The 17,840-nt window shown below is 71.7% G+C and carries 17 protein-coding genes; 13 read left to right on the top strand and 4 right to left on the bottom strand.

Translation table 11 applies throughout. The annotated features are described in order from the left end of the window. The first annotated feature begins 1 nt into the window (after position 1). The 7 genes from rsmD to mutM all read left to right on the top strand — a co-directional run bounded on the left by rsmD (position 2) and on the right by mutM (position 5,122). Entirely contained in the window at positions 2-580 is a 579-nt protein-coding gene (rsmD, locus tag ACIGFK_RS12800) for a 16S rRNA (guanine(966)-N(2))-methyltransferase RsmD (RefSeq protein ID WP_376658263.1), read from the top strand. A 14-nt stretch (positions 581-594) separates the two neighbouring features. Continuing rightward, positions 595-1,074 (top strand): pantetheine-phosphate adenylyltransferase, encoded by a 480-nt coding sequence (gene coaD / locus ACIGFK_RS12795; protein WP_376658266.1) that lies wholly within the window; start codon positions 595-597, stop codon positions 1,072-1,074. A gap of 126 nt (positions 1,075-1,200) precedes the next feature. Then, complete coding sequence (locus tag ACIGFK_RS12790) at positions 1,201-2,301, top strand: cell division initiation protein (protein ID WP_376658262.1); 1,101 nt, start codon at positions 1,201-1,203, stop codon at positions 2,299-2,301. 81 nt (positions 2,302-2,382) lie between these two features. After that, positions 2,383-3,093: a DUF177 domain-containing protein gene (locus tag ACIGFK_RS12785; protein ID WP_376658261.1), complete on the top strand. Its 711-nt coding sequence runs from the start codon at positions 2,383-2,385 to the stop codon at positions 3,091-3,093. Positions 3,094-3,095: 2 nt separating this feature from the next. Beyond that, positions 3,096-3,269, top strand: coding sequence for a 50S ribosomal protein L32 (gene rpmF / locus ACIGFK_RS12780; RefSeq protein ID WP_003965982.1), 174 nt, complete (start codon positions 3,096-3,098; stop codon positions 3,267-3,269). A 19-nt stretch (positions 3,270-3,288) separates the two neighbouring features. Continuing rightward, a complete protein-coding gene (rnc, locus tag ACIGFK_RS12775; protein ID WP_400051494.1) occupies positions 3,289-4,128 on the top strand; it encodes a ribonuclease III in 840 nt (279 codons plus the stop codon). 133 nt (positions 4,129-4,261) lie between these two features. Further along, a complete protein-coding gene (mutM, locus tag ACIGFK_RS12770; RefSeq protein ID WP_376658259.1) occupies positions 4,262-5,122 on the top strand; it encodes a bifunctional DNA-formamidopyrimidine glycosylase/DNA-(apurinic or apyrimidinic site) lyase in 861 nt (286 codons plus the stop codon). On the opposite strand, the gene ACIGFK_RS12765 is transcribed toward mutM, so the two are convergent. Then, positions 5,095-5,502, bottom strand: coding sequence for a winged helix-turn-helix transcriptional regulator (locus tag ACIGFK_RS12765; RefSeq protein ID WP_376658258.1), 408 nt, complete (start codon positions 5,500-5,502; stop codon positions 5,095-5,097). The genes mutM and ACIGFK_RS12765 overlap by 28 nt on opposite strands. A 127-nt stretch (positions 5,503-5,629) precedes the next feature. Here ACIGFK_RS12765 and ACIGFK_RS12760 point away from each other — a divergent pair, with 127 nt between their 5' ends. Next, positions 5,630-6,235, top strand: a complete 606-nt coding sequence (locus ACIGFK_RS12760; protein WP_376658257.1) for a flavodoxin family protein — start codon at positions 5,630-5,632, stop codon at positions 6,233-6,235. Positions 6,236-6,272: 37 nt separating this feature from the next. Here ACIGFK_RS12760 and ACIGFK_RS12755 read toward each other — a convergent pair whose 3' ends face one another. Continuing rightward, positions 6,273-7,190, bottom strand: a complete 918-nt coding sequence (locus ACIGFK_RS12755) for a CAP domain-containing protein (RefSeq protein WP_386464759.1) — start codon at positions 7,188-7,190, stop codon at positions 6,273-6,275. Between the two features lie 136 nt (positions 7,191-7,326). On the opposite strand from ACIGFK_RS12755, the gene ACIGFK_RS12750 reads away from it, so the two are divergent. From ACIGFK_RS12750 to ACIGFK_RS12735, 4 genes are all read left to right on the top strand, one after another. Continuing rightward, positions 7,327-7,608 (top strand): acylphosphatase, encoded by a 282-nt coding sequence (locus ACIGFK_RS12750; RefSeq protein ID WP_376658255.1) that lies wholly within the window; start codon positions 7,327-7,329, stop codon positions 7,606-7,608. 349 nt (positions 7,609-7,957) lie between these two features. Continuing rightward, a complete protein-coding gene (locus ACIGFK_RS12745; RefSeq protein ID WP_030708500.1) occupies positions 7,958-8,176 on the top strand; it encodes a hypothetical protein in 219 nt (72 codons plus the stop codon). A gap of 186 nt (positions 8,177-8,362) precedes the next feature. Then, positions 8,363-12,280 carry an AAA family ATPase gene (locus tag ACIGFK_RS12740; RefSeq protein WP_400051491.1) on the top strand — a complete coding sequence of 1,306 codons (3,918 nt, stop codon included), beginning with the start codon at positions 8,363-8,365 and terminating at the stop codon, positions 12,278-12,280. 185 nt (positions 12,281-12,465) lie between these two features. After that, positions 12,466-13,896, top strand: a complete 1,431-nt coding sequence (locus tag ACIGFK_RS12735) for a sugar porter family MFS transporter (protein ID WP_376658253.1) — start codon at positions 12,466-12,468, stop codon at positions 13,894-13,896. A 42-nt stretch (positions 13,897-13,938) separates the two neighbouring features. Here ACIGFK_RS12735 and ACIGFK_RS12730 read toward each other — a convergent pair whose 3' ends face one another. Then, positions 13,939-14,925: an LLM class flavin-dependent oxidoreductase gene (locus ACIGFK_RS12730; protein ID WP_376658252.1), complete on the bottom strand. Its 987-nt coding sequence runs from the start codon at positions 14,923-14,925 to the stop codon at positions 13,939-13,941. 63 nt (positions 14,926-14,988) lie between these two features. Continuing rightward, positions 14,989-16,446: a purine-cytosine permease family protein gene (locus ACIGFK_RS12725; RefSeq protein WP_400051488.1), complete on the bottom strand. Its 1,458-nt coding sequence runs from the start codon at positions 16,444-16,446 to the stop codon at positions 14,989-14,991. Positions 16,447-16,610: 164 nt separating this feature from the next. Here ACIGFK_RS12725 and ftsY point away from each other — a divergent pair, with 164 nt between their 5' ends. Continuing rightward, positions 16,611-17,828, top strand: a complete 1,218-nt coding sequence (ftsY, locus tag ACIGFK_RS12720) for a signal recognition particle-docking protein FtsY (RefSeq protein ID WP_376658250.1) — start codon at positions 16,611-16,613, stop codon at positions 17,826-17,828. Positions 17,829-17,840 lie beyond the last annotated feature (12 nt).

Genomic DNA, 17,840 nt, shown 5'->3' with positions numbered 1-17,840 from the left:
GATGACCCGCGTGATCGCCGGAAGCGCCGGCGGGCGCCGGCTGACCGTGCCCCCCGGCACCGGCACCCGGCCGACCTCGGACCGGATGCGCGAAGGGCTCTTCTCCACCTGGGAGTCGCTCCACGGCGTCGACGGGGCCCGCGTGCTCGACCTGTACGGCGGCTCCGGCGCCGTGGGCCTGGAGGCCCTCTCGCGCGGCGCCGCCCACGCCCTGCTGGTCGAGGCCGACGCCAAGGCGGCCAAGGCGATCCGGGACAACATCAGGGTGCTGGGCCTGCCCGGCGCCGAATTCCGCGCGGGCAAGGCCGAGCAGATCGTCGCGGGAGCCGCGCCCGGGGACCCGTACGACATCGTCTTCCTGGACCCGCCCTACGCCGTGGACCACGCGGAACTGCGGGAGATCCTCCTCACACTCCGGTCCAATGGCTGGATCACGGACGATGCGCTCGTCACCGTGGAGCGCAGCACGAGGAGCGGCGCCTTCCCGTGGCCGGAGGGCTTCGAGCCGCTCCGGTCGCGGAAGTACGGCGAGGGCACCCTTTGGTACGGTCGCGCCGCCTTCACCAGCGAAGACTCATGAACGAGGGAGTTCAGTTGCGCCGCGCCGTCTGTCCGGGGTCCTTCGACCCCATCCACAACGGACACCTCGACATCATCGGACGCGCCTCCAGGCTGTACGACGTCGTGCACGTCGCCGTGGGGATCAACGAGTCGAAGAAGGGCCTGTTCACCGTCGAGGAGCGGATCGAGCTGATCCGCGAGGCGACGGCCGGCTACGGCAACATCCAGGTCGAGTCCTTCCGCGGGCTGCTCGTCGACTTCTGCAAGCAGCGCGACATCCCGGCCATCGTCAAGGGCCTGCGCGCGGTCAGCGACTTCGACTACGAGCTCCAGATGGCGCAGATGAACCTGGGCCTGTCGGGCGTCGAGACGCTGTTCGTCCCGACCATCCCCACCTACAGCTTCCTGTCCTCCTCGCTGGTCAAGGAGGTCGCGGCCTGGGGCGGAGACGTCGCCCACCTGCTGCCCGCGCACGTGCACGCGGCGCTGATGGAGCGGCTGGGCGAGCGCTGATCCGGGGGTGACCGGGAGCGCCGCCGCCTGACGGGCCGTCAGGCGGTGTCGGACGCCCGCCCGCTGGCCTTACAGTCGTGCCGTCCGTCTCAGGAACCGCCCGAGGCCGAGAGAGTGCGAGCCCCCATGGACGTGCAGAAGAAGCTCGACGAGATCGTCGCGGCCGTCGGCAGCGCCCGGTCCATGCCCATGTCGGCCTCGTGCGTGATCAACCGCGCCGAGTTGCTCGACCGGCTCGAAGAGGTGCGCCAGGCGCTCCCCGGCTCGCTCGCGCAGGCCCAGGAGCTCATCGGCGGCCGCGAGCAGATGGTCGAGGAGGCCCGTCGGGAGGCGGACCGGATCATCGAGTCCGCCCACAACCAGCGCGGCTCGCTGATCTCCGACACCGAGATCGCGCGGCGCTCCCAGGCCGAGGCGGACCGGATCCTGGAGGAGGCCCGCCGGGAAGCCGAGGAGATCCGGGCAGAGGCCGACGACTACGTCGACAGCAAGCTCGCGAACTTCGAGGTCGTGCTGACCAAGACCATCGGCTCGGTGGACCGCGGCCGGGAGAAGCTGCTGGGCCGCGGACCCGGCCTCGACGAGCACGGCTACGCCGACGCCGAGGCGCCCGAGCGCAGCCACGACCCCGAGACGCAGCGCCGGCAGGCGGACGCGTACGTGGACACCAAGCTGGCGACCTTCGAGGCCGTGCTGTCCAAGACCCTGGAGGCCGTGGGCCGCGGCCGGCAGAAGCTGCTGGGCCGGGTGCCCACGGACGACCTGGGCGCGCACATGGCCGCCCAGGAGGCCGCGGGCGGCCAGTCCTCCCGCTCGGCGAGCGACGCGGACTTCCTGGCGGGCCTGGCCGAGCCGGCCGCGCCGGTGGCCCCGCAGATCCCGGCGCAGGCCGAACCCGTGTACGACATGTACGCCGGCCAGGGCGCCGACTCCGCCGGCGTGGCCTACACGGGCGCGTACGCCGGGCAGCAGGACGGGTACGCGTACCCGGACCCCTACTCCGGGACCGACGGTGCGGGGGTGGCCTACGAGGCGCCCTACGCCGGCCGGCAGCCGGACCCGTACGCCGGCTACCACCAGGTCCAGCAGCCCGACCCGTACTCCGCTTACGAGCAGCCGCAGTCCCAGCAGCCGGCCCCCCAGCAGCCCGCGCTCGACGAGACCAGCTTCTTCGACACGAGCATGATCAACCTGGACCAGCTGCGCCAGTACGAACAGGGGCGCTGAGTCACCCGCCGGGGCCGGATTGGGCTCAGAGCGAAGCGGCGGGTATCCTGGCTCTTCGGTCGCGCGTATGCACCGCGATCCATGCTGCCCTCAAGTGGCGGAAACCTCGATCTTCAGCGATCTGTGAAAGCAGGAACGGCCCTGAACACCCGCCTCGACCACCGCAACCCCCTCGTGTTCGACACGCACGAGCTGGGTCGGCGTCCTGGTGCCATGCAGCGGTTGTCCCGTGAGATCGCGGCGCCGGCGGACCTCGGTCTCGTCGGAGTCATCGGAGTGCCGGAAGGCGCCCCGGTGAAGATCAGCCTCCGCCTCGAGTCGGTCATGGAAGGGGTGCTTGTCACAGGCACCGCTCGTGCATCGGCCGTAGGTGAGTGCGTAAGGTGTCTGGAGTCCGTGGAGCGCGAGCTCAAGGCGGACTTCCAGGAGATGTTCTCGTACCCTGACGCCGACGACCGGGGCCGCCCCAAGGCGGAGCCGGCCGACGACGCCGAGGACGACGAGGACACGCTCTACCTTGAGGACGGCTTGTTCGACCTCGAACCCGTGCTGCGGGATGTGGTGGTGCTCGCACTGCCCATGCAGCCGGTGTGCCGGGAGGACTGTCTCGGACTGTGCCCCGATTGCGGGCTCAGCCTGAACGAGGACCCGGACCACCACCATGACGCCGTCGACATCCGTTGGGCGGCTTTGCAGGGACTCGTCGTGACCGATCAGGACGGCGAGAAGGACAACATGAGCGGCACTGCCTCTGACGGAGTTCAGGGCGCCGCCGAGAAGCAGGAGAAGTAGCCGTGGCTGTTCCGAAGCGGAAGATGTCGCGCAGCAACACGCGCCACCGCCGGTCGCAGTGGAAGGCTGCGGTCCCCACCCTGGTTTCGTGTGAGCGTTGCCAGGAGCCGAAGCTCCAGCACATTGCGTGCCCGAGCTGCGGCACCTACAACAAGCGCCAGGTCCTCGAGGTCTGAGCGGCTGGTGAGAGGCGCAATGTCTGAGCTGTCCAACGCTGAGAAGCAGGCAGACAGTAACAACGCGGCCTCGTCCCACACGCTTCTGGAAGGGCGGCTCGGGTATCGACTCGAGTCCGCCCTTCTGGTGCGTGCGCTGACCCACCGTTCGTACGCGTACGAGAACGGCGGTCTGCCCACCAACGAACGCCTGGAGTTCCTCGGGGACTCCGTGCTGGGCCTGGTGGTCACGGACACGCTGTACACGACCCACCCCGATCTCCCCGAGGGCCAGCTGGCCAAGCTCCGGGCCGCGGTGGTCAACTCGCGCGCACTTGCGGAGGTCGGGCGCGGCCTCGAACTCGGCTCCTTCATCCGGCTCGGCCGGGGCGAAGAGGGCACGGGCGGCCGGGACAAGGCCTCCATCCTCGCCGACACCCTTGAAGCGGTGATCGGCGCGGTCTATCTCGACCAGGGCCTCGACGCGGCCTCGGAGCTGGTCCACCGGCTCTTCGACCCGCTCATCGAGAAGTCCTCGAACCTCGGCGCCGGCCTGGACTGGAAGACCAGCCTCCAGGAGCTCACGGCCGCCGAAGGTCTTGGCGTACCGGAATACCTGGTCACGGAGACCGGTCCGGACCACGAGAAGACCTTCACCGCTGCTGCCCGCGTCGGTGGTGTCTCGTACGGCACCGGCACCGGCCGCAGCAAGAAGGAAGCGGAACAGCAGGCGGCGGAGTCCGCGTGGCGCGGGATCCGTGCCGCCGCGGACGAGCGGATCGCGGCCGAGGCCGCTGCCGCTCCGGCGGGGGCCACGGCTCCTGCCGAGGCCCCGGACGGCGGGGCGCCGAAGCCCGCCGAGCCGGCACCGGGCGTCTGACCCTTCCTTCGCCTTCGGGCCTCCCCGCCCCGTCACCTGCGCAGCAGGCGGCGGGGCGGACCCGTTTCCGGCGCCTGCCGGCAGGTCGGTACGCTCACGGGAGAGAGCCCGATCCGATCCCCGGAGGAACACCGTGCCCGAGCTGCCCGAGGTCGAAGTCGTGCGGCGGGGCCTGGAGCGCTGGGTGGCCGGGCGGACGGTGGAGTCCGTCGAGGTCCTGCACCCGAGGGCCGTACGGCGCCACGCGGGCGGCGGCGCCGACTTCGCGGCGCGGCTGCGCGGGGAGACCGTCGGCGTGCCGCAGCGGCGCGGTAAGTACCTGTGGCTGCCCCTCGAGGGAGGCCACCAGTCGGTGCTCGGGCACCTCGGGATGAGCGGGCAGCTGCTCGTGCAGCCGCAGGACGCCCCCGACGAGAAGCACCTGCGGATCCGGGTGCGGTTTGAGGACGACCGCGGGACGGAGCTGCGCTTCGTCGACCAGCGGACCTTCGGCGGGCTCTCGCTGCACGAGAACGCGCCCGACGGGCTGCCCGACGTCATCGCGCACATCGCCCGGGACCCCCTGGACCCGCTGTTCGACGAGGGCGCCTACCACCTCGCGCTGCGCGCCAAGCGGACCACGGTCAAGCGGGCGCTGCTGGACCAGTCGCTGATCAGCGGGGTCGGCAACATCTATGCCGACGAGGCGCTGTGGCGCGCGAAGCTGCACTACGAGCGCCCCACCGCGGGCCTCACGCGCCCCCGGAGCACGGAACTCCTCGGCCACGTCCGGGACGTCATGAACGCCGCCCTCGCGGTCGGCGGTACCAGCTTCGACAGCCTCTACGTCAACGTGAACGGGGAGTCGGGGTACTTCGACCGCTCCCTCGACGCCTACGGGCGCGAGGACGAGCCGTGCCGCCGCTGCGGTACGCCGATGCGGCGCCGGCCGTGGATGAACCGGTCGAGCTACTTCTGCCCCCGCTGTCAGAGGCCGCCGCGCGCCTCGTCGTAGGACTGCCGGGCGGTCAGCACCTGCGGCATGCTCCCCTCCAGGAAGTGGATGAGGGAGAGCAGCCGGTCCGCGACCTCGACGCCGAGCGGGGTCAGCCGGTAGTCGACGCGGGGCGGGTTGGTCGGCTGGGCCTCACGGTGGACGACGCCGTCGCGCTCCAGCGCGTGCAGGGTCTGGGAGAGCATCTTCTCGCTCACCCCCTCCACCCGTCGGCGCAGCTCGTTGAAGCGGCACGGGCCCTCGCGCAGCGCGCCCATGGTCAGGCTGCCCCAGCGGCCGGTGACGTGCTCCAGGGTCTCGCGGGAGGGGCAGGCGCGCGCGAACACGTCGAACGGTAGTTCGGCCGCGGCGGCTTCGGTACAGACGGCGGGTGTGTCCATGAGGAATAGCGTACTCCTCCACAGCGCTAACCAGCAGGTTGCGCTTTCCAAAAGTTAGTGCTTTGCTTCTTCTCGTCGCACCGCACCTCGTGGCGCGACGAGAACGCTTCCCCAGGGAGAGATCACCTTGTCCGGTATCACGCACGCCCCCGTCGTCTCGATCGCCTACCACTCTGGTTACGGCCACACCGCAGTCGTGGCCGAGGCCGTGCGCAGCGGCGCCGCCGAGGCCGGGGCCACCGTCCACCTGATCAAGGTGGACGAGATCGACGACGCGCAGTGGGAGCTGCTCGACGGGTCCGACGCGATCGTCTTCGGATCGCCGACCTACATGGGCACCGCCTCCGGCGCCTTCCACGTCTTCGCCGAGGCCACCTCGAAGCGCTGGTTCGGCGACGCCTGGCAGGACAAGGTGGCCGCCGGCTTCACCAACTCCGCCTCCAAGAGCGGCGACAAGCTGCACACCCTGCAGTTCTTCCAGATCCTGGCCGCGCAGCACGGTATGAGCTGGGTCAACCTGGGCCTGAAGCCGGGCTGGAACTCCAGCACCGCCTCCGAGAACGACCTGAACCGCCTCGGCGTCTTCGCCGGTGCCGCCGCGCAGACGAACTCGGACGAGGGCCCGGACGCCGTGCACAAGGCCGACATCGCCACCGCCGAGCACCTGGGCCGCCGCGTCGCCGAGCACGCCCGCGTCGTGGTGGCGGGCCGCGCGGCCATCGCTGCGCTCTGACCCGCCGAACGGCCCGGCCCGTGGCGGGCCCCGGCTTCTAGAAGCCGAAGTCCTGGGTCCACCAGGGGCCGCCGTCGGCGAAGTACGCGCCGACGCCCAGGGTGCGGAACTCGCAGTTCAGGATGTTCGCCTTGTGGCCCGGGCTGTTCATCCAGGCCGTCATCACGGACTGGGCGTCGCCCTGGCCGCGGGCTATGTTCTCGCCGCCGAGGCCTCCGACGCCCGCCTTCGCGGCGCGGTCCCACGGGCCGAGGCCGTCGGGGTCCGTGTGGTCGAAGAAGCCGCGGGTGGCCATGTCCTTGCTGAACGCCTGGGCGATCGTCGCCAGCGGCGGGTTGGCCCGCACCGGCCCGCATCCCGCCATGGCGCGTTCCTGGTTCACCAGGGCCAGGACGGCGGCCTCCTCGGCGGAGTGCCCGTCCGCCGGTTCGGCCGGCACGGGGGCGGCGGTCTTCTCCGGCGCCGGGGCGGCGGTCTTCTCCGGGGCCTTGGTGACGGGCGCCGGCTTGGCCGAAGGCTTGGCGGCGGGTTTGGCGGAGGGCGCGGCGCTCGGCGTGGCGCTCGCCGAGGCGCTGGGCGCGGGAGACGCCGACGCGGAGGGGCTCGGCGAGGGCGAGGCCGACGCAGAGGCCGACGGCGAGGCCGAGGTCGAGGGGCTCGTGGTGGGGGAGGGGCGCTCGGTCTGCGCCCGGCCGGGCAGCTGGGCGAGGCCGCCCAGCGGCTGGGTCGCCCGGTCGGGGCTCGGCGAGGCCTTCGCCACCGCCTGCGTCCTGTCGGCGTCGCCCGAGGCGCTGACTCCCACGTAGGGGAAGGAACCGCCGACCGGCACCATGCCGGTCGTGACGGCCGCCGTGCCGAGGACCACGGCCACGGCCGCACCCAGCAGGCCGGTGCGCAGGGCGGTGCGGCGTGCGCCGGCGGGGCGCGGTGCGGAGGGGAGAGCGTGGCGTCCCATCGGCGTCGGCCTTCCTTGTAAGATCACGATCGGTGTTTGCTCGCCCGAACGGGTGAGCTCATTGGTGCGCGACTGTACGCCATGGGACAAGGGGGGCGATGTGCTCCAAAATCGTCTGCCCGGTTAGCGTTCACGCATGAATGAAGATGTCCGCCTGACCGCCTGGGTGCGCGGCCGTGTACAGGGAGTGGGCTTCCGCTGGTTCACCAGGGAGAACGCTCTGGGGATCGGCGGGGTCGTCGGCTTCGCGCTCAACCTCGACGACGGGCGAGTGCAGGTGGTGGCCGAGGGTCAACGTGAGAATTGCCACCGGCTGCTCGACTGGCTGCGCTCCGCCGACACGCCCGGGCAGGTGGACGGAGTGACAGAGATCTGGGGCACACCGCGCGGTGGCTACGACAGCTTCGCAATCCGTTGACCGATCGACTGATCATGTACTGATCACACCCGTGGAGCGGCCGCACACGCTCGGAACTGCACGTTCATCGCCGAGCCGTTGCCGACGCGCACGATCGGTGGAAGGCTCGGAGACGAGGATGATCTCCGCGCCCCTTGTGCGGGCCGGGCTGCCCGCCGATACGGGGCGTGATCGTGTTGACCGTCAAACTTTTTGGTGAGACGCTGGAAGCCCCGCGCACCTGAGCTGTTTGGCAGTGTTGGCAGTAGTAAGCGCAGTGACTGTCAGTCGCTGTCGGACATCCGCGGGTGCGATTCCCTCACGACCCACACCGCTTCGGTCGGTCACTCAGTGTGGAGGACCATCCATCATGGCAAAGGCGCTTCTCGGTTACGTCGGCGGCTCCGACCCGCGACTCCTCGCCGAGATGCGACGGCTTCAGCAGCGCGTCCAGGACCTCGAGTCCGAGCTCGTACGGATTCAGTCCGAAAATGACGCGCTGAATGCGGCCGCCGCCCAGCACGACGGAGATTCGCTGCTGGACCGCATCGACATCGACGTACCCCAGGCGGAGCCTGCGCTCACCTGATCCGCGCTACTCGTCGCTCGACTTCGAGCCCGGCATGATCTGCAAGGGACGCTCCGGCGTCCCTTCTTTCTTTCGGCACCGCGCCGCGAGGCGTCGCTCCGGGCTGGGCCTGGCCATTCCTTTAACGTCAGTTGTGCCCTGCACCTTCATGGGTGAAACGGACAGCGAAAGGTAGAGTCCGGCGGCGTGCACCTCAAGTCCCTGACCCTGCGTGGCTTCAAATCCTTTGCTTCCGCCACGACCCTGCGCTTCGAACCCGGCATCACGTGCGTCGTGGGTCCGAACGGCTCGGGCAAGTCCAACGTGGTGGACGCGCTGTCCTGGGTCATGGGTGAACAAGGGGCCAAGTCCCTGCGCGGCGGGAAGATGGAAGACGTCATCTTCGCCGGCACCACCGGCAGGCCGCCCCTCGGGCGCGCCGAGGTGTCGCTGACCATCGACAACTCCGACGGCGCGCTGCCCATCGACTACGCCGAAGTCACCATCACCCGGATCATGTTCCGCGGCGGCAGCAGCGAGTACCAGATCAACGGTGACACCTGCCGCCTGCTCGACATCCAGGAGCTGCTCTCCGACTCCGGAATCGGCCGGGAGATGCACGTCATCGTCGGCCAGGGGCAGCTGGACTCCGTGCTGCACGCCGACCCCATGGGCCGCCGCGCCTTCATCGAGGAGGCGGCCGGAGTCCTCAAGCACCGCAAGCGCAAGGAGAAGGCGCTGCGGAAGCTGGACGCGATGCAGGCCAACCTCGCGCGCGTACAGGACCTGGGCGACGAGCTGCGGCGCCAGCTCAAGCCCCTGGGGCGGCAGGCGGCCGTGGCCCGGCGGGCGGCCGTGATCCAGGCCGACCTGCGCGACGCCCGGCTCCGGCTGCTCGCCGACGACCTGGTCACGCTGCGGCGCGCGCTCGACGAGGAGCTCGCCGACGAGGCTGCCCTGAAGGAGCGCAAGGAGGCCGCCGAGGCGCAGCTCGCGGACGCGCTGCGCCGGGAGGCCGAACTGGAGGCGGCGGTACGGGAGCTGGCCCCGCGGGTCCAGCGGGCCCAGCAGACCTGGTACGAGCTGTCCCAATTGGCCGAGCGGGTGCGGGGGACCGCGTCCCTCGCCGATGCCCGGGTCAAGAGCGCGACGGCTCCGGCCGAGGAGGAGCGGCGCGGCCGCGACCCGGAGGACATGCGGCGGGAGGCCGCGCGGATCCGCGAGCAGGAGGCGGAGCTGACGGCGGCTCTGGAGGCGGCCTCGCGTGCGCTGGAGGACACCGCCGAGCACCGCGGCGAGCTGGAGCGGGCCCTGGCCGACGAGGAACGGCGGCTGCGGGACGCGGCCCGGGCCATCGCGGACCGGCGCGAGGGGCTGGCCCGGCTGACGGGCCGGCTCGGCGCCGCGCGCTCCCGGGCGGGGGCGGCGCAGGCCGAGATCGACCGGCTGGTCGCGGCGCGCGACGAGGCGGAGCGCCGGGCGGGTGAGGCGCAGGCCGAGTACGAGGCGCTGGCCGAGGAGGTCGGCGGGCTCGACGAACCGTCGCTGGACGCCGAGCACGAGGCGGCCCGGGCGGAGCTGACGGCCGCGGAGGCGGGGCTGTCCGCCGCGCGGGACGCCCTGTCCGAGGCGGAACGTTCGCGCGCGGCGGTGTCGGCGCGCCGCGATGCGCTGGCGCTGGGGCTGCGCCGCAAGGACGGTACGGGCGCGCTGCTCGCGGCGCGCGAGCGGCTGGCCGGGCTGCTGGGCCCGGTCGCCGAGCGGATCTCGGTGACCCCGGGCCACGAAGCAGCGGTGGCCGCTGCGCTGGGCTCGGCGGCGGATGCGCTGGCGGTGGCCTCGCCGGGGGCGGCGGCCGGGGCCATCCGGCACCTGCGCGAGGCGGACGCGGGCCGCGCGACCCTCCTGATCACCCCGCCCCCGGGCCGGCCGGGGCCCCCGTCGGCTGCCGCGCCTGCCCTTTCGGGCGTGCCGGGGTCTCCTTCGGCTGCCGCCGTGGTTGCCCTTCCGGGGCAGGGCGGGGTCCCTGGGGCCGTTGCCCCGGCTGCCCTGCCGGGCCAGGGCTCGGGCCCCGACCAGCCGTCGGCCGGGGCGGAGGGTTCTTTCCCCCACCCCGCCCCTTCCCGCAACCGGGCTCTGCCCGGGCCCACGGCTGAAGCCGCCGGGCACCATCCAGCCCCTCCGGCGTTTGAGGAGCGGGGTCCGGGGCGGAGCCCCGGCGGCGAAGCCGTGGCCCCGGCGGTGCCGGCCGGCGGCGGGGGTGCGGCCCTCGGTGTGGTGGGGCCCGGGGGAGTCGTCGCGGCCGCGGCGGGGCTGCTCGGCGGAGCGGTGCCCGCCGCGGAGCTGATCGGCGGGGACGCCGAGGTACGGCGGGCCGTCGGGTGGGTGCTGCGGGACCACGTCGTCGTCGGCACGCTCGAAGACGCCGAGGCCCTCCTCGCACGGCACCCCGACGCCGTGGCGGTGACCGCGGACGGGGACGTGCTCGGCGCGCACCTCGCCCACGGCGGCTCCGCGGGGGCACCCAGCCTGATCGAGGTGCAGGCCGCCGTCGACGAGGCGGCGGAGGAGCTGGCCCGGCTGGACGCGCGGTGCGCGGAGCTCGCCGAGGCCCGCGAGGCCGCCCAGGCGCGCCGCCGGGACACGGCCGCCCAGGTCGAGGAACTCGCCCAGCGGCGGCGGGCCGCCGAACAGGCCCGCGCCGGGGTCGCGCAGCAGCTCGGCCGTCTCGCCGGCCAGGCGAAGGGCGCCGCGGGCGAAGCCGAACGCGCCGTCACCGCCGCCGCCAAGGCGCAGGACGCGCTGGAGCAGGCGCTCGCCGAGGTGGACGAGTGCGCCGAACGGCTCGCCAGCGCCGAGGAGATCCCGGTCGAGGAAGAGCCGGACACCTCCCGGCGGGACCGGCTCGCCGCCGACGGGGCCAACGCCCGGCAGACCGAGATGGAGGCCCGGCTCCAGCTCAGGACCCATGAAGAGCGGGTCAAGGGGCTGGCCGGGCGGGCCGATTCGCTCGACCGCGCCGCCAGGGCCGAGGACGAGGCCCGGGCGCGCGCCGAGCGGCGCCGCGCCCGCCTCGCGTACGAGGCACGGGTGGCCCGGGCCGTCGCCGACGGCTCCCGGCAGCTGCTCGCCCACGTGGAGGTGTCGCTGCGCCGGGCCGAGGAGGAGCGCACCGCGGCCGAACACGCCAAGGGCCTGCGGGAGCGGGAGCTGGCCGACGCCCGCAACCACGGCCGGGAGCTCAAGGGCGAACTCGACAAGCTCACCGACTCCGTGCACCGCGGCGAGGTGCTCGGCGCCGAGAAGCGGCTGCGCATCGAGGCGCTGGAAGGCAGGGCGCTGGAGGAGTTCGGCATCGAGACCGCCGGACTCGTCGCCGAGTACGGGCCGGACCAGCCGGTGCCCCCGTCCCCGCCCGCCGACGGCGAGGAGCTGCCGGAGGATCCGGAACACCCCCGCAACCGGCCCGGCCCCTTCGTACGGGCGCAGCAGGAGAAGCGGCTCAAGGCGGCCGAGCGTGCCTACCAGCAGCTCGGCAAGGTCAACCCGCTCGCGCTGGAGGAGTTCGCTGCGCTGGAGGAGCGGCACCAGTTCCTCAGCACCCAGCTGGAGGACCTGCGCAAGACCCGGGCCGATCTCCTTCAAGTGGTGAAGGAGGTCGATGCGCGGGTCGAGCAGGTGTTCACCGAGGCGTACCACGACACGGCCCGGGAGTTCGAGGGGGTGTTCTCGCGGCTGTTCCCCGGCGGCGAGGGCCGGCTGATCCTCACGGACCCCGACAACATGCTGGCCACCGGTGTCGACGTGGAGGCCCGTCCGCCGGGCAAGAAGGTCAAGCGGCTGTCGCTGCTCTCGGGCGGCGAGCGCTCGCTGACGGCCGTGGCCCTGCTGGTCTCCATCTTCAAGGCGCGGCCCAGCCCGTTCTACGTGATGGACGAGGTGGAGGCCGCGCTGGACGACACCAATCTGCAGCGGCTGATCCGGATCATGGAGGAGCTCCAGGAGAGCTCGCAGCTGATCGTGATCACCCATCAGAAGCGGACGATGGAGGTCGCCGACGCGCTCTACGGCGTCTCGATGCAGGGCGACGGGGTCTCCAAGGTCATCAGTCAGCGGCTCCGCTGAAAGCCGTTCCATTCAAGAAATGAACCTCGCCCCCATGGGGTCGCGCCCGCTTGCACCCAACCCCGGGTATTGACTTCAGGAATTGAACACATAAGCTCGCTCCGCTGTCTCCCGCCTTCGGGTGGTGCTCGATCTTGAACTGTGCGCCACTTAGGAGAACGGACAAAACCCCCACGGAGCACACCTTGACCAGCACAGCGCAGGAATCGGAGTCGGGTGGACCGGCCGCGCAGCGGCCCGAACACCTCGGCCGCGTCATCTTCATCGCCGCCGCCGCGGCGATGGGCGGTTTCCTCTTCGGCTACGACAGCTCCGTCATCAACGGCGCCGTCGTCGCCATCCGGGAACGCTTCGACGTCGGCTCCGAGGCGCTCGCCCAGGTGATCGCCGCCGCGCTGATCGGCTGCGCCCTCGGCGCCGCCACGGCCGGCCGCATCGCAGACCGGATCGGCCGTATCCGCTGCATGCAGATCGCCTCGGTCCTCTTCACGGCGAGCGCCATCGGATCGGCCCTCCCGTTCGCCCTCTGGGACCTCGCCATGTGGCGCGTGATCGGCGGCTTCGGGATCGGCATGGCCTCCGTCATCGGCCCCGCCTACATCGCCGAGGTGTCCCCGCCCGCCTACCGCGGCCGGCTCGCCTCCTTCCAGCAGGCCGCCATCGTCATCGGCATCGCCGTCTCCCAGCTCGTCAACTGGGGCATCCTCAACCTCGCCGACGGCGAGCAGCGCGGCGACATCGCCGGCCTGGAGGCCTGGCAGTGGATGCTCGGCGTGATGGTCGTCCCGGCCGTCGTCTACGGGCTGCTGTCCTTCGTGATCCCCGAATCCCCGCGCTACCTCGTCTCCGTCGGCCGCAACGCCGAGGCCAGGAAGGTGCTCACCGAGGTGGAGGGCAAGCGCATCGACCTCGACGGGCGCATCGCCGAGATCGAGCACGCCATGCGGTCCGAGCAGAAGTCCACCTTCAAGGACCTGCTCGGCGGCCGGTTCGGCTTCCTGCCCATCGTCTGGGTCGGCATCGGCCTGTCCGTCTTCCAGCAGCTCGTCGGCATCAACGTGATCTTCTACTACAGCTCCCTGCTGTGGCAGTCCGTCGGCATCGACCCGAGCGACTCGTTCCTGTACTCCTTCGAGACCTCCGTGGTGAACATCGTCGGTACGGTCATCGCGATGGCGCTCGTGGACCGCATCGGCCGCAAGCCGCTGGCCCTCATCGGCTCGGCCGGCATGGCGGTCTCGCTGGGCCTGGCCGCGTGGGCGTTCTCGTTCAAGTCCGGTACCGGCGACGACATCTCCCTGCCGCACACGCAGGGCATCGTGGCCCTGGTCGCGGCCAACTGCTTCGTCCTCTTCTTCGCCCTGTCCTGGGGCGTGGTGGTCTGGGTGCTGCTCGGCGAGATGTTCCCGGGCCACATCCGGGCCGCGGCCCTCGGCGTCGCGGCCGCCGCCCAGTGGATCGCCAACTGGGTCATCACCGTCTCGTTCCCGACGCTCTCGGACTGGAACCTGTCCGGCGCCTACATGATCTACACCGGCTTCGCCCTGCTCTCGATCCCCTTCATCCTCAAATGGGTGCCGGAGACCAAGGGCAAGGCGCTGGAGGAGATGGGGTAACCATCCCCCGCCAACGCCCCTTCTCCTCGATACTGCCCCGGCTCAGCCCTTGAGCCGGGGCAGTACCTGTTCGCACAGCAGGTGCAGGCTGCGCCAGCCCTCGTCGACCGGCATCCCGCCGCACAGCGGGTGCAGCACCAGGTTCCCGGCCTCGCCGGCTCCCCGGGCGTACGCGACCGCCTCGTCCGGGGTGAGGATCCGGTACACGCCCTCCGCCCGCAGCTCCTCCACCGTGCGCGCGCCCGACCGAACGGCGCTGCGGATGTCCTTGGACTGCCACGAGGCGTACGTGCCCGCCTCGTGCAGGAAGCGCTCGCCGTGCTCGGCCCACACCCGGTCCGGGTCCTCCGCGATGTGCAGCAGCGGGGTCTCGGCCGCGGGCATCATGCAGAAGCCCTCCGTGCCGTACTCGGCGAGTTTCGCGTTGTAGTACGCCTCCAGCTCCGGCAGGTGCGCGCTGGGGAAGAACGGCAGCCCCAGCCTGGCCGCGCGCCGGGCCGCGGCCTCCGAGCTCCCGCCGACCAGCAGCATCGGGTGCGGCTGGGTGAACGGCCTCGGGGTGACCCGGACCGTGCGGCCGCGGAACTCGAAGGGCTCGCCGGTCCACGCCTTCAGCAGGGTCTCCAGCAGCTCGTCCTGGAGCTTCCCGCGCCGGCCCCACTCCACGCCGTGCTGCTCGTACTCCTCGGGCCGGTAGCCGATCCCCGCGACGGTGACGAGGCGGCCGCCGCTCAGCAGGTCCAGCACGGCGATGTCCTCGGCCACCTTCAGCGGGTCGTACAGCGGCCCGATGATCGCCGAGACGGTGACGGCGATCCGGCGGGTGGCGCCGAACACCGCGCCCGCGAAGGCGAAGGGCGAGGGCAGCCAGTTGTTGCCGGTGCCGTGGTGCTCCTCGGTCTGGATGGTGTCGATCCCGAGGTCGTCGGCGTACCGGGCCATCTCCAGTGCCGCCTTGTAGCGGGCGGAGAGGGACTCCGGGGTGCCGTTCGGGTCGACGAGGTTGAACCGGGCCACGGTGATGGGCATGGAGAAGTCCCCCTTCGCCGGATGTGGGTGGGCGGGCGAAGGGGGACGTTAGCTGACGCGGCGTCAGTTGGACAGGGATCCGGCGGGCGCCCGCTCCCCGGCGGGGGCCTGCGCGGCCGGATCGGGAGTGCGCGGCAGCGCGGCGTACAGCAGCCCCGAGGTGAGGATGCCGACCGCCCAGCCGAGCCCGTTCCGGCCGGTCCACGTGCCTGCGAGGGGCCCGCTGAACCAGTCCACCTCGGTGAACAGCAGCCCCACGGCCAGGGCCGCGGCCCACGCGGTCATCGCCTGCCAGGCGAAGCCGCCCTTGTACCAGTAGGCGCTGCCCGGGGTGGTGTCCAGCAGTGCGGGGCCGTCGTAGCTCTTGCGGCGCAGCATGTCCACGCCGAAGACGCCGATCCACGCGGAGAAGGCCACGGCCAGCAGCGTGAGGAAGGAGAGGAAGGAGCCGAAGAAGCCGGTCGCGACCACCATCAGCAGGAAGCCGAACACCAGGCTGATGACGGCGTTGACGCTGACCGCCCAGGCGCGCGGCACCCTGATGCCGAGGGTCTGCGCGGTGAAGCCCGCCGAGTACATGGACATCGAGTTGATCAGCAGCATGCCGACGAGGGCGATGAGCAGGTACGGGACCGCGATCCAGGCCGGCAGCAGCGCGCCGATGAAGGAGACCGGGTCCTGGGCTCCGGCCAGGTCCGGGGTGCCGACCGCCATCACCGCGCCCATGAGGACCATGGGGAGGGCGACGATGCCGGCGCCGCCGATCGTCGCGCCCACCATGGCCTTGGAGGAGGCCGTGCGCGGCAGGTAGCGGGTGAAGTCCGGACCCGACGGGACCCAGCTGATGCCGCCGGCTGCGATGGTGCCGATGCCCGCGATCATCATCGCGGTGGAGCCCGCGGGCTTGCCGAACACCGCGGACCAGTCGGTGGCGACGACCAGGTAGCCGAGCACGAGCACGCTGAAGGCCCCGAACAGGTACGTCGACCACTTCGAGCAGACGCGCAGCGCGTTGATGCCGAGACCCGAGACGACGAAGGTGCAGCCCACGAAGAAGAGCAAGGTGACGACGATGAGGGTGGTGCTGCTCTTGATGCCGAAGACCAGGTCGAGCACGGTCAGGACGGCGTAGGCACCGCTCACCGCGTTGATGGTCTCCCAGCCCCACCGGGCCACCCAGATGAGCGCGCCGGGGAAGAGGTTGCCGCGCTGCCCGAACACGGCCCGCGACAGGGCCATGCCCGGGGAGCCGCCGCGCTTTCCGGCGATGGAGATCAGGCCGACGATCCCGTACGAGAGCACCGGCGCAGCGACCGCGACGACGAGCACCTGCCAGATGTTCAGCCCGTTGAAGATCACCAACCCGGCGCCCATGGTCAGCAGCAGCACGCTGATGTTGGCGGCGACCCAGGTGGGGACGAGCTCGCGGACCCTGCCGCTGCGCTCACCGTCCGGGACGGGCTCCAGGCCGCGCGTCTCCATCGCGCCGTCGGAAGTGCCGTTCGGGGCGTCGGCAGGCATGGGTGCTCCATGAAGGGTGGGGGGATTTGCCCATCATCATACGTTTGCAGTAGATCGCGCAAAAAGGAGGCTTACGGCCCTCCGGGGATTCCGTGGGCGAGGCCCGCGAGCCCCACCTGCGGAAACGGGGTCGGGGCCGGGGTGTCACGCATACTGAACGCGTTATGGACATCCTCATCCTTGCTGTAGTCATCGCCCTGGTCGCGGTCGGCGCGATCAGCGGGCTCGTGGTCAGCAGCCGCAAGAAGAAGCAGCTGCCGCCCCCGGCGCCGCCGAGCACGCCGACCATCACTGCCCCGCCTGCCGAACCGCAGGTGGGGGAGGACGCCGTAGAGACGGCGGAAGAACCGCGCCGCACCATCGAGGAGGTCGTCCTCCCGGAGGCGGAGGCGGAGGCTCCCGCAGAGGTGCCGGTCGCCGAGCCCGAGATTCCGGCCGCGCCCGCGATCGAGGTGCCCGAGCCCACCGCGGGCCGCCTCGTCCGGCTGCGCGCCCGCCTCGCCCGGTCGCAGAACTCCCTCGGGAAGGGGCTGCTCACGCTGCTCTCCCGGGAGCACCTCGACGAGGACACCTGGGAGGAGATCGAGGAGACCCTGCTCGTCGCCGACGTCGGCGTCGTCCCGACGCAGGAGCTCGTCGACCGGCTCCGCGAGCGGGTCAAGGTGCTCGGCACCCGCACCCCGGCGGACCTGCGCGCCCTGCTCAAGGAGGAGCTGCTCACCCTGGTCGGCACCGACTTCGACCGCGCCGTGAAGACGGAGAGCGGCGAGGACACCCCCGGCGTGATCATGGTCGTCGGCGTCAACGGCACCGGCAAGACCACCACCACCGGCAAGCTCGCCCGGGTGCTGGTCGCCGACGGCCGCAGCGTGGTGCTCGGCGCGGCCGACACCTTCCGCGCGGCCGCGGCCGACCAGCTCCAGACCTGGGGCGAGCGCGTCGGCGCCCGCACCGTGCGCGGCCCCGAGGGCGGCGACCCGGCCTCGATCGCCTACGACGCGGTCAAGGAGGGCATCGCCGAGGGCGCCGACGTGGTGCTCATCGACACCGCGGGCCGGCTGCACACCAAGACCGGCCTCATGGACGAGCTCGGCAAGGTCAAGCGCGTCGTGGAGAAGCACGGCCCGCTGGACGAGATCCTGCTGGTCCTGGACGCCACCACCGGCCAGAACGGCCTGACCCAGGCCCGGGTCTTCGCCGAGGTCGTGGACATCACCGGCATCGTGCTGACCAAGCTCGACGGCACCGCCAAGGGCGGCATCGTCGTCGCCGTCCAGCGCGAGCTGGGCGTCCCGGTCAAGCTCGTCGGCCTCGGAGAGGGCGCCGACGACCTGGCCCCCTTCGAGCCGGAGGCGTTCGTGGACGCCCTGATCGGCGACTGAGTACGGCCCGCA

This window comes from Streptomyces sp. NPDC085524, from assembly GCF_044541755.1.
Lineage (GTDB): Bacteria > Actinomycetota > Actinomycetes > Streptomycetales > Streptomycetaceae > Streptomyces.
Note: the sequence above shows the minus strand (reverse complement) of the source record. Positions and strands in the feature narration are given on the sequence as shown.

Coding starts and splice junctions, on each gene's coding strand:
- rsmD (WP_376658263.1), top strand. CDS start 2: ATGACCCGCGTGATCGCCGGAAGCGCCGGCGGGCGCCGGCTGACCGTG.
- ACIGFK_RS12790 (WP_376658262.1), top strand. CDS start 1,201: ATGGACGTGCAGAAGAAGCTCGACGAGATCGTCGCGGCCGTCGGCAGC.
- ACIGFK_RS12785 (WP_376658261.1), top strand. CDS start 2,383: ATGCTGCCCTCAAGTGGCGGAAACCTCGATCTTCAGCGATCTGTGAAA.
- rnc (WP_400051494.1), top strand. CDS start 3,289: ATGTCTGAGCTGTCCAACGCTGAGAAGCAGGCAGACAGTAACAACGCG.
- ACIGFK_RS12765 (WP_376658258.1), bottom strand. CDS start 5,502: ATGGACACACCCGCCGTCTGTACCGAAGCCGCCGCGGCCGAACTACCG.
- ACIGFK_RS12755 (WP_386464759.1), bottom strand. CDS start 7,190: ATGGGACGCCACGCTCTCCCCTCCGCACCGCGCCCCGCCGGCGCACGC.
- ACIGFK_RS12750 (WP_376658255.1), top strand. CDS start 7,327: ATGAATGAAGATGTCCGCCTGACCGCCTGGGTGCGCGGCCGTGTACAG.
- ACIGFK_RS12745 (WP_030708500.1), top strand. CDS start 7,958: ATGGCAAAGGCGCTTCTCGGTTACGTCGGCGGCTCCGACCCGCGACTC.
- ACIGFK_RS12730 (WP_376658252.1), bottom strand. CDS start 14,925: ATGCCCATCACCGTGGCCCGGTTCAACCTCGTCGACCCGAACGGCACC.
- ACIGFK_RS12725 (WP_400051488.1), bottom strand. CDS start 16,446: ATGCCTGCCGACGCCCCGAACGGCACTTCCGACGGCGCGATGGAGACG.
- ftsY (WP_376658250.1), top strand. CDS start 16,611: ATGGACATCCTCATCCTTGCTGTAGTCATCGCCCTGGTCGCGGTCGGC.